This window comes from Actinopolyspora mzabensis, assembly GCF_900101095.1.
Lineage (GTDB): Bacteria > Actinomycetota > Actinomycetes > Mycobacteriales > Pseudonocardiaceae > Actinopolyspora > Actinopolyspora mzabensis.
The window spans coordinates 226771-240088 of sequence record NZ_FNFM01000003.1; the positions used below are offsets into that span (position 1 = coordinate 226771).

Here is a 13318-nt window from a genome sequence, read left to right on the forward strand (position 1 = left end):
AGTGGTGGTCATGTGGGGAAGGCCTCCACGGTTGGGGTGTGGGGGCCGGTGGTGGGCAGCGGATGCTGTGTCGCCTGGTTCGCGGGAGTGGGGGTGTGGCTGTGCCGTTCGGGTTCCAGCAGCCAACTCAACTCGCCGGTGATCCAGTGGTCGAGATCGTCGAGGTAGTTGTCGAGTTGCCTGCCGGCGGTGGGCGAGAGCCGATACTCGGCACGAGCTTCGGCCATGTCCCGGTTCAGCAGGGAGTCGAATCGTTGCCGTCGGGTGCGCAGCAGATCGCTCAGTATGCGCACCGCGTGGTGTCTTCGCTCGTCGTGGGATCGTCTCGCTGTCGGTATCGCTCCATGCGGGGCTTCACACATGCTGTGGCGGTGCGCGAGCACGAGGTCTTCGTGCAGTGCTGTGATCTCGGCGAAGACCTGTCGGAGTGCACGCATCGCGGGGCTGCGTAGCAATCCGGGGGGTATGTCCGGCCCCAACCGCAGCTCGGTCAGTGCCAGCCGGAGATGGGAGCGGCCGGTTCGGTGTGGCGTTTCCAGCGGAGCGAGGAAGTCGACGGGATCGCTCCCGACGGGTTCGACCGGTTCCCCCGTCGCGTGGCGCAGGAATTTCCGGATGCGTTGGCGGAAACGACGCTGCGCCCGTACCGGGACGCTCGCGGTGGTGCGGGTCCACAGCTCGGCCAGTGTCTGTTCGACCGGTTCGGTGGTGGTGGGCATCTCGTCGGGGTTCGAGGTGAGGAATTCGGTCAGCCGTGGCCACGGCCGATACTGCTGTAGGGAGGCACCGTCGTTTGCGAACCGTGCCCACAGACTCCAGTCGGCGATCAGAGCCAGCTCGGTCTCGTCCGCGTGGGGGAGCACTCTGGCCGCGAGTAGGGCGTAATCGGTGTGGGTGCGTCTCGTGCTCGGAAGTGCTTTCTCGTGGATGCCGTGTCGTTGGGCCCAGGCCGCTGTCCGGGATCGCAACCGTGGCAGCAGCGGGTTCGTGGCGATTTGGTTCGTGTCGTGGATCCGGGGGAACCACTTGGCGAGTTCCCACCGTGCTCGGGAGTGGCCGGACGTCACCGGTGGGCCGGTGTTGCCCCCCGGCCGGGGATTGTGGACAGTGCTGGTGAAACCGAGGCCGACGGGTTGCCGTATCCGGGTGGTGTGGATCGGCCCGGTGTTCATGTAGCGAGTGGATATCGAGTGCCACTCGTGTGCTCCCGCCAACCAGTCACGCAGCCCGTTGACATAGGACCACACGGTCGTGCGCCGCTGTTCGGGCAGTGCGTGTTCGGTGAGCAGGGTCGGCAGACCATGGTGCAGCGTGGCTTCGAAAAGATGCATCCGCCGGGTCAACACCGCGTTGGCGATCTCGGCGGCTCGCCGGGGTGAGCATTCCAGGAAACGTTCGATACCCAGAACCGCGTTGTCGCCTTTTCGTTCCAGCCGGGTTTCGCGTTGGTAGGAGAACAGGTCGTTGCACAGCCGCAGCGCGTCGGCGAAGCACTCCCGCAACAGCCGTAACGGCCCGCTGCGGGACACGGCCGGTGGCAGCGAGCTGCCGAGGGTGCATTCGAGCAGTGTGGTTACCCAGTGGGCGCCGCTCGAATAACGGCTGTCGCGAAGGCGAGCCACGGGGTTGGGTATGGGTGCGAAAGTGCCGGACGATGGCCGTGCTCGCGCTCTCAGCAGGACACGGGTCTCGGCGGCTAGACGTCGCAGCAGGCGGGGAGTGGCCGTTGCGGCGGTACGCTGCAACAACTCTGCCAGCCCGCCTTCGAGTGGCGTGCACGGCACTTGGTCGGAAGCTGTGGGGGTGCGCAGGAACCCGAAAAGGCGCTGTACGTCTCGTCGTGCTTCCGGGGTTGAGTCGGTGCGCTCGCCGTGAGGCGGAAGCTGATCGTCGAGGAGGAACATCCACGCGTACCAGTCGGCGAGCAGGTTCAGGGTCGCTGCCGAGACGTCCGGATGGGTGTAGCCGGCCAACAGGGCGTAGTCGTGGTCGTCGAATTCGGTTTCGTCGGGAATCGTCGGCGCCGAGGGCGCGGTTGGGGATAGGCGGAGCAGTCCGTTTTCCCGGGCCCATCGTGTGGTGTGTGACCTGGCGGAGTCGACGTGTGGATTCAGGCGGGCGGGGTGGGGCGTGTAGAAGTCCGGGAGTTCGAAGGGACGCATACGATCAGTCCTGACGTCCGATCTCGACGTGTTCGAGGACGCCGAGGGCGTCGGGCACCAGCACGGCCGCGGAGTAGTAGGCACTGACGAGGTAGGAGATGATGGCCTTGTCGTCGATCCCCATGAACCGTGCGTTGAGGCTGGGGGCGCACTCGTGGGGTATGCCGGTCTGGTGCAGCCCGACGACACCCTGACTGTCCTCACCGGTGCGCATCACCAGCACCGAGCTGGTCCCCGTGTCACTGATCGGGATCTTGTCGCAGGGCAGCAGCGGCACGTCGCGCCAGGAAAGCAGGGTGACACCGTCACGTTGTGTCGTCGCGGGACAGACGCCCCGTCGGTTGCATTCCCTGCCGAACGCGGCGATAGCGCGGGGATGCGCCAGGAAGAATTCGGATTTGCGGCGGCGGGAGAGTAGTTCGTCGAGGTCGTCGGGGGTGGGCGGGCCGGTCCGAGTGTGAATCCGCTGCGACAGATCCGCATTGTGCAACAACCCGAACTCACGATTATTGACCAGCTCCTCCTCCTGCCGCTCCCGCAACGCCTCAATCGTCAACCGCAACTGCTGCTCAGTCTGATTCATCGGCTGGTTGTACAAATCAGCCACCCGACTGTGCACCCGCAACACCGTCTGCGCCACACTCAACTCATACTCCCGCGGCGCCACCTCATAATCCACATACGTCCCCGCCAACAACGGCTCACCCCAATGACCCGACACCACATCAATCGCCGCCTCACCGTGTTTGTTGTGTGGTGGGATCGGCTGGGACTCGGTTCGTCGTAGGTGTCGGGACAGGTTCTCGAAGCGTTCGGTGATCTCCCGCGCCTCCTGCCGGGACAGGGTGAGCACAGTGCAGGGGGTGATGGCCTTGACGGTGTGTGGCCAGCGGACCTCGTCGTCGGCGAGGATTCGTTGCCCGAGGTGTTCCCCGTCTGCGAGTACGTCGAGGACGCTGTCGTCACCGTACTCACCGGGGCCGATCTTGTTGGCCTTACCGTGCGCCAACAGCACCACCCGATCAGCGGTCTCCCCCTGTTCGGTGATCAGTTGACCGGGGGCGTAGTGGTGTTGCGTGAACCGGTCGGCCAACACGGCCAGGGTCGACTCGTCGTCGAACCCGCGCAGCAACGGCAACTCCCGCAACTCCTGCGGAATCACCCGCACCTGCGCACCCGTGTTGGTAAACGTCAACCGCCCATCACCCAGCTGATACGTCAACCGCCGGTTGACGCGGTAGACACCACCGTTGGCCTGGGTCCAGGGCAGCATCCGCAGCAACCACCGCGAGGTGATGCCCTGCATCTGCGGCGTCGACTTCGTCGTCGTCGCCAAATTGCGAGCCGCCTCGGTTCCCAGACTCAGCTGCGAATACGTGTCTGTTCCGGCCGGATCCACCGTGGTCACGTTCATTCCACCAATCTTGTCGCGCACACAGCGTCGAAACAGTATTGAGAAAAACCGAAAATACGGATCCGGTGTTCGTCTCGACCTGCCTGTCGTTCCTGCACGCCCGGAAGAGAACCCATCGGATATGGAAACTTTTTTCAAAGCCGGACGATCACGAGATTAGCAGCATCCACGAGCAGCTAAAAGTCACTCGAAAGTGGAAAGCTCCGCTGCCTTTCCGTGTTCTACGATGTTATCCGTATCTCACCGAATCAGCCGCTTGATCAGTACACAGTGTAGCCAACAATCCGCCGAACGCGGGTTCGTGTCGAGTTCGATTGTGATTCATAACATCGAACGTCGCGACACACATCATCCGGAGAGCCGGCATAATGCTCCGTCCGAGGGAGGAAAACCTCGTTGCGCCTTCCGGGGGAGCGCTTGCCAACAGCGGGATCAGTCGCTATTAATGTCTGACGATGTTCGACATTTCCTCGGCGTGGGGTTCTCGGGATTTTCGAGATTTCCTCTGGTGTTGCGAACAGGGTCGTACTGCCGTGGTCCGGCGAAGGAGTGACAGGTGAAGTGGAATCTGCGGCTGGTGGCCGCGCATCGCGGTATCTGGAAAGCGGGGGAGCTGCAGAACAGGCTGGCCGAGTACGGGCTGGCCGTCTCGGCGGGCAAGATGTCGGGACTGTGGTCCGGCACGCCGGTCAGCCTGAAACTGTCCGACCTCGACATCATCTGCGCCGCGCTCGACTGCGAGATCGGTGAACTGCTCGTGCCGGAAACAGCGGCGGTTCCGGTCAACGAGCTCGCCGGACGCACCGCCGCGGCAGCACCCCGCGACGACCAACGTACGGGAATGTGAATGAACACCTACTTCAGCGGTTTGCTGTGGGTCATCGCAGCGGCGGTCTCTGCCGGGCTGATCGGGTACGCGGTACGCCGGTTCGGGCTGGACGAGGGCAGGCCCGGAAACAACGACGCGGCCGGGCAGGTTTTCGTCATCGTCAGCGGCATGCACGCCGTCGTGTTGGCTTTTGTCATGGTGACTCTTTTCGACGCGGTGGGTGTTGCTCGGGAAGGGGCGTACCGAGAAGCTCAGAGTCTGGTGGCCGTTTCCTGGGCGGCCGAGGCGCTTTCCGACGAAACCGCCCAGCGCGTCCGCACTCTCAGCCGGGCCTATGCCCACACGGTCATAGCGCAGGAATGGCCCGGCATGCGGCGGGACCGCGGCCTCTCGGGCAACGGCTGGAGCCAGCTCGACCGGATACGTGAGGCCGTGCTCGTCGCGCCAGCCAGTGGTGAGTGGCAGGAGGGGCGCAAAGCAGCGGCGATGGATCGTCTCCGCTCGGTCTACCAGCAGCGCCAGGACAGGCTGAACATGGCCTTCCACCGGGACGTGTCCACGGTGGTCTGGTTCGTCCTCATCCTCGGAAGCGTGCTCGTGGTGCTGCTGCCGAACCTGTTCGGAGGAACGCGATTGATGCCGCACGTCATGATCGTGTCCACCCTGGCGGGCACACTCGCACTGCTGGTGTTCGCGGTCTATCATCTGCAGAACCCGTTCGCCGGGGACTCCCGAATCGATCCCGCCGCGTTCCGCTGGGCCCTGGAACGACTCGGCTCCGATCGATGAGGGTGGGCCGTCGCAGCTTGCGGGCGATCTCGGCGCTGCTGACCGCGCTGGCACTGCTCGGCTTGTCCACGCCGGTCGTGGTGGCACGAGAGCGGGCGGTGGCACCGGGCTGCTCACTGCTGCACGTCACGAGTACACCCGGAACGCCCCCCGCGCTACGGCGCGTCACGCTGCCCGGGATGACAATCGAGGCGCTGCCGCCACCTCCCGGATCCGTCGAGGCACTGGGCTATTCCGCCGCGCAGGGAAAGGCCTACGGGCTCAGCAACACCGGCACATTCCCCTTCCGGGAGTCGCGCGTGATAACCGTCGAACCCCAGGGGAGCACGCACGACCTCGGTCCGCTACGCCACCGTGCTGCGCGGATGCCACCACCGTGGGCGGTCGACATCCGGGCGGGAGCCATCGACGGGGACGAGTGGTATCTCGTCGCCGGGCATCGGCTCTACACCGTCGACATCGATCCCGACAGCGCCACCTATCTGGCCATAACCCACGTTACGTGGTTAGCACCGTGGCTCGTTCCGCTGTCGGTCGGCGATCTCGCCGTCACCTCCGACGGAACACTGCTCACCGTGACGACCAACTATCAGCACGAAACGGTGCTGCTCGAAATCGCCGTGGACGACGGAACGGTCGTCGGTACCGAGCCGGCGGCACTCCCGCCAGCCCGGTACGGAGCAGTCGTCATCACCGACGACGGCAGCCGCTACGCCGTCGCCGACAACGTCGCAGGCCACAGTAGGTTCTATCAGGTCGGGGCCGATGCCGCCGGGACTGTCGAACTGGCTCGGGGCAGGCCGTTGCACCACAACGACGCGGCAGGGTGCCTTCGCTCCGAACCCCAACCACCACCCACACCCCCACCGTCCCCCACGAGGTCCCGCTCCCCGTCGAGACCACCGGAAACAACCACCACACCGTCCTCGCCCACCGAACCCCCTCCGGTAGCGACCACACCATCGCCCCCCACCAACACCTCGAAGTGGAGCAGTACGCCGCGCCAGCCCCACTCCCCGCGGCCACCGGACACATCTGCACCACAGTCCCGCGCACCGAACGCACCCGCACTTCCCACACCGCCACGGCCCCGACCCGTGCGCCCCGTAGCCACGGAAACCAAACGACAATGGGTGCTGGCCACGCTACTGCTGATCATCGGAGCCGGGGTGGTACTGCGGCGACTCCGTTGAGCCGGCCGCGTTCGAGTGCCACCCGTGAGAGCTGGAATCAGGCCGGTGCCGTCAACAGTGTGGTCAGAGTGGGCCAGGCCACGAATGCCGCCACCACCAGACATCCGGACTCGACGAACTTCTCGATACCCGCACCGGCGGGAAACCGCAGCGATTCGGGAAGCACGTGTTGTCGGTCCCACCGGGCCCCCGGGCAACCGGTGCCGCCCCGGCACCGATCACAGGCACGTTTGAACGGCCACACGAACGGGATCCCCGAATTGGTGGCCCCGTCCCCGACACTGTGCACGATCATCCCCAGCGCCACGATCGCCCCCAGCCACACACCGGCGTCGGCGACGGCATGGGCATACACCAACAGGCCGGTGACCAGCAGCGCGTACAGCGGTGGTGCGGCACGACGCTGCAACTGCAGCGTACCGCGCACCTGGGTGGGTAACGACCAACGCAGCGAACGCAGCGCGGCGCTGGTGAGCACGTACACCGCTACGATGCCCACCCATTTCGACGCCAGGGTGGCACCGGCCAACGCCGCCCCCACCAGCAGCGCGAAAACCGGTGTGTGGATGAGTCCTCGGTGTTCGCCGGCCTTACCGGAAGCCCTGGGGTCGTGGGGTAAACGGGTACGGCGATAGGCCCACCTGGCCAGCGTCTGCAACAGTTCCGCCGCCCCTCGGGTGATCGGCCCGGCTGATTTGGTGATGGTGGACTGGTCGTGGTCGATATCGGGCAGTAAGGCCGCCCCCGCCCCGGCCAGCGCCCCCAGGGCGATGCCCGGTGGGGTGGGTTGGGCGAAGCTGGCCACCGTGGTGCCGCTCAACAGGCCCGTGGCGGCGTGCGCACCGTTCATCATCGCAGAAAGACCCCTCTGTCTCGTTCGGAAGTGAACCAGCGCCCGAGCAGCGGGCCGCCGGTCGGGCCTGGATCGGCCCGGCCGAAACAAGATCACACCTGCGGTGGAGGCACTCGAAGGGGAGCCACGACGTGCTGGACCACTGTGGAAAGTGCTATTGTGTCGCGCCGCGTGTCATCGCGGAGTCCTTCGACGACGCTGCCGGACGTGGTGGCGACTCGGGGATTCGCCGAGTCCGTCGAGAGCGAACTTCCATGAAGGTCTGCGACAGGCTGCTCGACACTCGTCCGATGCGGTCCAGCACCGCTTTCCGTCGCTGGTGGGCAGGCAGCACACTGTCCGTATTCGGTGGGCAGCTGACGACCGTGGCCGTGCTCTACCAGACCTGGGAAACCACGGGCAGCTCGCTGGCGGTGGGCAGCGTGGGAATCGCGCGTGCCGTGCCCGCGGTGCTGTTCGGGCTGCTCGGCGGGTCGGTGGCCGACACCGTCGATCGAAGGCGACTGGTGCTGTTGACCACGTCGGGACAGTTCGCCTGCGCCGGAGCGCTGACCCTACAGGCACTGGCAGGTCTCGGCTCGTGGTGGTTGCTGCTGATGCTGGTCGCCGCGCAGGAGAGCTGCAGTGCCACCGGTGCCCCCGCCCGCAGGAGTTTCACCGCCCGACTGCTGCCGGACAGGCAACTCCCCGCCGGGATGGCGCTGAACCACCTCGGCATGCAGACGGCCGTGCTCTCAGGACCTGCTCTCGCTGGAGTGGTCATCGCCGCGCGGGGAGTGGAGGGCTGCTACCTGCTGAACGCGATGACCTTCGCGGCAGCGTTCCACGCCGTGCTGCGCCTGCCGAGCATGCCCCCGGTTTCCGGCGGTACCCGCCGGAAACCGGGGGCGATCGGCGCGGGACTGCGTTTCGTGGCGAGCAGACCCGAGTTGCACGGGGCGTTTCTCACCGATGTCCTGGCCACCGTCCTCGCCATGCCCACCGTGTTGTTCCCGATGATCAATGAACAGCGGTTCGGCGGAAGCCCGGAGACGCTCGGCCTGTTCTGGTCCGCCCTGTCGCTGGGAGGTATCGCGGCGGGCTTGGCTTCCGGCCTGATCACACGCCTCTACCGTCCAGGAGTGGTCATGCTGGCCGCGGCGGGAGTGTGGGCGGTGGCCCTGACCGGATTCGGCGTGGCTCAGCAGCTGTGGCTGCTGCTCGGATGTCTCACCCTCGGTGGGGCCGCCGACACGATCTCGGTGATCTCACGGGGCACGCTGGTGCAACTGGCGATCCCGGACTCCCATCGCGGCAGGATCAGTTCCGTGGACCACATCGTTGGTTCCGCCGGGCCGGATCTCGGCGAGTTCCGGGGCGGTCTGGTGGCGGGGGCCACCTCGGCCACGTTCGCCGCGGTCTCCGGGGCGCTCTGCTGCGGTCTGGGGATCCTAACTCTCGCGGTGACGAACCGACCGTTGCGACGGTTCACCCTCCCGAACCATCCGAACGGGCGAGCACTCGAACACGGCTGACGGTGGTAGCAGGTTCTCCGCGTCCCACGAACTACGGTGGATCAACGCTGATCCGATTCGAGGGCGGCACGGATGTCGTTGAGCCAACCGGTGAACTCGAACACCGACAGCCCGGCCTGCTCGCAAACCAGGTCGGTGGCCGTTTCGGTGGTGTGGTTCGTCGAATCCAGCCACGAGCGGTCGCGCAGCACCAGCGCCACCGCCAGCTGTTGACCCGTCGGCCACTGCTGTGAGGGATGGTTCTCGTTGTGGTCGCGTGCCCATCGGCACCGTTCGGTGATCTCGTCCTTGGTCATACCGACGTTCCTTTCCGCTCGTTCTACCGCTCCCGTGTCGCCCCGGTCGGGAACCATCGGAGGCGACCGACCGAGCAGGCGGCAACGTACCACCGAGCAACGCCGGATTCCGCACACCGCTCGACTCGCCTCGGGAAGCCACCAGTCACCGTTCTTCGCCCTCTCCCGCACGGGGTAACGCGGCCACAGCTGGTCGGTTATCCGACGGTGCTCGGTCAAACTTCATTCAGCGAAACGTGTCCCGTCCGTCCCCTAAGGGGATTACGATCACTACTCGTCGCCACCGCAACGAACCGAAAGGGATCGTATGCACCGCAGCGCACCAGCGACGAGTACGAGTACCCCCTCGAGCCCGCCGGAGCCACGCCGGCGAACCCGGTTTCCGATCGACCGGGGAGGAGTGGGCAGGCGAGTGTCCAAGCTGTTCTCCGCCGTTGGCGGAACGGTTCTGCTGTTGCTCGCTCTGCCGGGCACCGCACTCGCCGAGGAGGTTCCGCCCGAGATCCCCGCCGACTTCGCCGCCGAGGACGCCAAGTGGGCGCCCGCCTTCGACTACGACGGCGACGGGTGCTACCCCAGCGTGGCCATCGGGGTGAACGGAACCCTCAACGGTGGACTGAACAATTCCGGGGCGCTGGACGGTCAGTGCCACGATCCGTCCGACCTGGAAAACTCCAACGTCTACGCCCGAGCCAAGCGCAACAACGGGTGGCAGGCCTACCTCTACGACATGTACTTCCAGAAGGACCAGGCCGTGCCGGGGCTCGACGCCTTCGGCCACCGGCACGACATCGAGCACGTCGTGGTGTGGGTGCACGAGGGCAGTGCCCGCTACGTCGCCACCTCCGCACACGGTGACTACAACGTGCACCCCGCCTCCGAGGTCGGCTGGGACGACGGCACCCACGCCAAAGTCGTCTACCACAAGGATGGGCTCGGCACCCACGCCTTTCGCACGGCAGGCATGGACGAACAACCGGAGAATCACTGGAACGACTGGCACTACCCGGACCTGGTGAGCTGGAACCGTTTTCCCGGTGACACGCGTTCGATCCTGACCGGTGCCGACTTCGGCAGTGCCAGTCTCGCGATCAGCGACGGCGCCTTCGAGGACAATCTCAGCAACGCCAAACCGGAGGGGATCCCCTTCGAGCCCTATGCGTGACCCGAGCGTTGCAGCGGCGGAGCTGGTTGCATCGTCACCGTGTCGCTCGCGACAGCTCCGCTGCCGGGGACTCCCACCGCGCAGCCTCGACAGCAGCGAGTGCTCGATGGCCGATGCCGACGAAATCGACGAGGTGCCGGTCAAGAACGTGATCCGCCGGGAACATCGGCAGGACTTGTTGAAGCGCTGTCCAGCACAAAACGCGCCACGGCCCGGAGCTCGTGCATGGTTGACTCGAACGCTGCCGAGCCGGACAGGACAATCCGTGAGCCAACGTTGGCACCGAGCGGACACTCATGTGACGGGCTCACTTGTCGGTGCTCGGCCGTACACTCATCCGACACGAGCGAGACGCTCATAGGCTGCGTTCGCTGTCACACCACGAACGGACTCGAGCAGGCAGCCGACGAGTCTTAGCTCACCAGCCCTTCGCACACCCGTGAAGATCCGTCACGGCTCGCAACGAACGGAACACGCTCATGAGTACCTCTCGTCGCATCGTCGCCTGGGCAGGCCTGAGCCTGGACGGTTACACCAGTGGTCCCGACGGCCCGGCCGGTGACAGCTGGTTGCACGAACGGGCGTTGCATCCGCAGACGGCCGAGTACTTCGAAGGTATCTGGCGCGGTGCCGACACGCTCCTGCTCGGACGCACCAACTACGAGGGTTTCCACTCCGTCTGGCCCGGTATCACCCGGGACGAGGAGACCGATCCACGGACCCGCGAGCTGGGACGCTGGCTCGACGCCACCGAGAAGGTGGTGGTCTCGCGCACGTTGACCGAAGCGCGGTGGGAGAACTCGCGCATCGCCCGCGACCTCGTCTCCGAGGTCGAAGAGCTACGTGACCAGCCGGGACGCGATGTGCTGGTGGCCAACAGTGCCAGCGTCATCGCCGAGCTGCTGCGCCTGGACCTCATCGACGACCTGCGGCTGTTCGTGATTCCCGTGCTGGTCGGCGGCGGACTACGCCTGTTCCCCGACGGTGTGGACATCCGCTTCACTACGGCAGGCGTCGCCGCGCTGGGGAACGGTGTGGTCGGCCTTCACCTCCCCCGCTGCTGACCAGCACTCGAACTCGTTCCGTGCGAACCGGTGACTACGTTCTGACCTTCGTCACCGGGAACCCCGAACCACGGCAACAGTGCGCTCGTTCTCGGGGCTGTACCGGCGTGACCTCGTCATGCGATAGAACACGACGGTCAGCAGCAGCAGCAGAGTTCCAGCTATGAACATGGTCGTGTTGGATATCGGTATGAAGAGCAGGGTGCTGACGAACTCGACGGCTATCAAGAATATCAACAACAGTCGAATGGATTTTCGTGACATCTTTGAACAGATCACGGCTCCCAGTGGTGCCCCGAAAACGACGATAGGAACCGCGGCGAGCCAGTATCCCACCACTGGCTCCGTGAAGTCACGCAGCACGAATAGATGAGTCAAAAATGCCGCCACGGATACGATCGTCATCACGATGACCGTTGTAGGAGTGGCAACCTTTTCCGATATTCGAAAAAGCAGAACCATCATGATGAAGAGGGCCGTGTTTTCACCGACCCCCACGAGCCCGCTTATTATCCCTCCGAAAAGTCCAGCGAAAAGGATGATCGCGATCTCGCGCTTACCGAACACGACCAGTTCGCGGTTGCGGTCGTTGACCTTTCTGACGTGGAGCACGAGCAACGCCAGTGCCAACCCGGTCATGAGCACGGTGAAGTATATGCGGATCATTCGGGGGTCCATCGACGGAGCGAGCAGGGTGGCGCTCAGAATCACGCCTGCCACGCCTGCCGGTCCGCCCAGCAGCAGTACACGACGCTCGATGGGAACCTTCATGTAGAGTATGCAGATGGAGGCTGCGGTCATTCCCACACTTTGAATGGCGTAGGTGAAGAGCCGCGCGTCATCGGCAGGTAGCTGAAGAACTTTCGTGAACATCGGGAAAGCGACCGCACCGCCTCCCTCGCTTGTCCCGCCGCCGATCAATGATCCGAATATCATCGTGACCGATATCGACCAGTAGTTTTGAATGCTTTCCAGTGCTTTTTCGCCACCGAAGACGAGCCATCCGAGTACCACGACGGCACCGATGGCGATATTCACTCTGAAAACGCGTCCATCCGGTCGGACATGAGAATTATCGGTTTCAGTTCGATCCATCAGGCCCACTGGCCAACTCCGTAGGAAAATTTAGGGATAAGTACGGTGACACGTTGTCCTGTCACAGCGTCGTTGAACCGGTCCGGGAATAGTGTGAACGAGGCTGTTGGTGTGGATCGAATCTCGCGAAGAAACTTACGTGACCGGGGCCTCTGCTAGCTCCGCGCGGGCGTGAGTAGCACGAGCGGCGAACAACTCGGACCGTACAAGCTCACCTGAAAGTCCATCCGGAGGGATGCGGTTCCACATCGACAACGGGCGGGGAGAAGGCCTTCCACGTGAAAGCCGGCAGCCAGGAGACGGGATCGGAACCCCATGACAGGGCGTTGATCTGGCGGTTGCTGCGCCTTCCCGCGAACGAGCGGTACAGGTCGTAGTGCCCGCCGGTGACCGTGTTGCGCGGCTCGCCGTTACCCAGCTTCCATTCCCGTCGCTCGAGTTGGACGATCACGGCGGGGAGCTCGTGCTCCGCCACCGACTCGGACACCCCGGAGACCAGCACCTCGAACGACCTGAAGAAGGCCGGATGGTCTTCCCGCGGTGAGGTTCCGAGCGCGTGATGCAGGTCGAGCTCGTGGGTAAAGGCGTCCATGACCATCAGCGCCGAATTTCCGTGATCATCACGCATCATGTTTTCGACTTGTGTGCCCACGCTTTCCCAGATCCCCATTAACCGCGTGATGTCGTCTGTGTCCTTGCTCGCCAAATGGGGAGTGTCTCCGGAGATCCTCTCGATGACCAACCCGCAAATATCGACCAGATGCGAAATGAGGTCGCGTACGGTCCAGTCCGGACAGGAGGGAACGACGCGATCACATGCCTCCGGGAAGGACCTGACCAGCTGTGAGATGTTGCGCCGCACCTCGCGATAGAGCGTCTCGTTGTCGTGCTCTTGGGTTGCGTAGTTCACTTTTCCCGCTTTCCGGTCGTCGAAAGGCCTCGTT

General features: G+C 64.6%; 12 protein-coding genes. 6 read left to right on the plus strand and 6 right to left on the minus strand.

Going from position 1 to position 13318, the window contains the following annotated elements:
* Positions 1–8: 8 nt before the first annotated feature.
* On the minus strand, positions 9–2162 hold the full coding sequence (locus tag BLR41_RS06205) for a terpene synthase family protein (protein ID WP_092627018.1): 2154 nt from the start codon (positions 2160–2162) through the stop codon (positions 9–11).
* Positions 2163–2166: 4 nt separating this feature from the next.
* The gene (locus tag BLR41_RS06210) at positions 2167–3576 is read right to left on the minus strand and encodes a family 2B encapsulin nanocompartment shell protein (RefSeq protein ID WP_092627019.1); all 1410 of its coding nucleotides are present in this window, start codon (positions 3574–3576) and stop codon (positions 2167–2169) included.
* Between the two features lie 556 nt (positions 3577–4132).
* Between BLR41_RS06210 and BLR41_RS06215 the strand changes: the two genes are divergently transcribed.
* The 3 genes from BLR41_RS06215 to BLR41_RS06225 are packed head-to-tail and all read left to right on the plus strand — an operon-like array spanning position 4133 to position 6387.
* Complete coding sequence (locus tag BLR41_RS06215) at positions 4133–4423, plus strand: helix-turn-helix domain-containing protein (RefSeq protein ID WP_092627020.1); 291 nt, start codon at positions 4133–4135, stop codon at positions 4421–4423.
* Positions 4424–5194: a bestrophin-like domain gene (locus BLR41_RS06220; protein WP_092627021.1), complete on the plus strand. Its 771-nt coding sequence runs from the start codon at positions 4424–4426 to the stop codon at positions 5192–5194.
* A gap of 17 nt (positions 5195–5211) precedes the next feature.
* Positions 5212–6387 carry a DUF6923 family protein gene (locus BLR41_RS06225; protein ID WP_176797847.1) on the plus strand — a complete coding sequence of 392 codons (1176 nt, stop codon included), beginning with the start codon at positions 5212–5214 and terminating at the stop codon, positions 6385–6387.
* A 37-nt stretch (positions 6388–6424) separates the two neighbouring features.
* Here BLR41_RS06225 and BLR41_RS06230 read toward each other — a convergent pair whose 3' ends face one another.
* Positions 6425–7237 (minus strand): metal-dependent hydrolase, encoded by an 813-nt coding sequence (locus BLR41_RS06230; protein WP_176797848.1) that lies wholly within the window; start codon positions 7235–7237, stop codon positions 6425–6427.
* Positions 7238–7494: 257 nt separating this feature from the next.
* Here BLR41_RS06230 and BLR41_RS06235 point away from each other — a divergent pair, with 257 nt between their 5' ends.
* Positions 7495–8754, plus strand: a complete 1260-nt coding sequence (locus tag BLR41_RS06235; RefSeq protein WP_092627024.1) for an MFS transporter — start codon at positions 7495–7497, stop codon at positions 8752–8754.
* A 41-nt stretch (positions 8755–8795) separates the two neighbouring features.
* Here the strand turns inward: BLR41_RS06235 and BLR41_RS22410 are convergent, their stop codons facing one another.
* Entirely contained in the window at positions 8796–9050 is a 255-nt protein-coding gene (locus BLR41_RS22410; protein ID WP_143013014.1) for a hypothetical protein, read from the minus strand.
* 412 nt (positions 9051–9462) lie between these two features.
* On the opposite strand from BLR41_RS22410, the gene BLR41_RS06245 reads away from it, so the two are divergent.
* Positions 9463–10215 carry an NPP1 family protein gene (locus BLR41_RS06245; RefSeq protein ID WP_245693933.1) on the plus strand — a complete coding sequence of 251 codons (753 nt, stop codon included), beginning with the start codon at positions 9463–9465 and terminating at the stop codon, positions 10213–10215.
* A 479-nt stretch (positions 10216–10694) separates the two neighbouring features.
* Positions 10695–11279, plus strand: coding sequence for a dihydrofolate reductase family protein (locus BLR41_RS06250; RefSeq protein WP_092627027.1), 585 nt, complete (start codon positions 10695–10697; stop codon positions 11277–11279).
* Between the two features lie 51 nt (positions 11280–11330).
* Here BLR41_RS06250 and BLR41_RS06255 read toward each other — a convergent pair whose 3' ends face one another.
* Together BLR41_RS06255 and BLR41_RS06260 are read right to left on the minus strand one after the other, a co-directional pair.
* A complete protein-coding gene (locus BLR41_RS06255) occupies positions 11331–12374 on the minus strand; it encodes a sulfite exporter TauE/SafE family protein (protein WP_092627226.1) in 1044 nt (347 codons plus the stop codon).
* Positions 12375–12585: 211 nt separating this feature from the next.
* Positions 12586–13284, minus strand: coding sequence for a maleylpyruvate isomerase N-terminal domain-containing protein (locus tag BLR41_RS06260; RefSeq protein ID WP_092627028.1), 699 nt, complete (start codon positions 13282–13284; stop codon positions 12586–12588).
* Between the last annotated feature and the right edge of the window lie 34 nt (positions 13285–13318).

Coding starts and splice junctions, on each gene's coding strand:
- BLR41_RS06210 (WP_092627019.1), bottom strand. CDS start 3,576: ATGAACGTGACCACGGTGGATCCGGCCGGAACAGACACGTATTCGCAG.
- BLR41_RS06255 (WP_092627226.1), bottom strand. CDS start 12,374: ATGGATCGAACTGAAACCGATAATTCTCATGTCCGACCGGATGGACGC.
- BLR41_RS06205 (WP_092627018.1), bottom strand. CDS start 2,162: ATGCGTCCCTTCGAACTCCCGGACTTCTACACGCCCCACCCCGCCCGC.
- BLR41_RS06250 (WP_092627027.1), top strand. CDS start 10,695: ATGAGTACCTCTCGTCGCATCGTCGCCTGGGCAGGCCTGAGCCTGGAC.
- BLR41_RS06235 (WP_092627024.1), top strand. CDS start 7,495: ATGAAGGTCTGCGACAGGCTGCTCGACACTCGTCCGATGCGGTCCAGC.
- BLR41_RS22410 (WP_143013014.1), bottom strand. CDS start 9,050: ATGACCAAGGACGAGATCACCGAACGGTGCCGATGGGCACGCGACCAC.
- BLR41_RS06220 (WP_092627021.1), top strand. CDS start 4,424: ATGAACACCTACTTCAGCGGTTTGCTGTGGGTCATCGCAGCGGCGGTC.
- BLR41_RS06230 (WP_176797848.1), bottom strand. CDS start 7,237: ATGAACGGTGCGCACGCCGCCACGGGCCTGTTGAGCGGCACCACGGTG.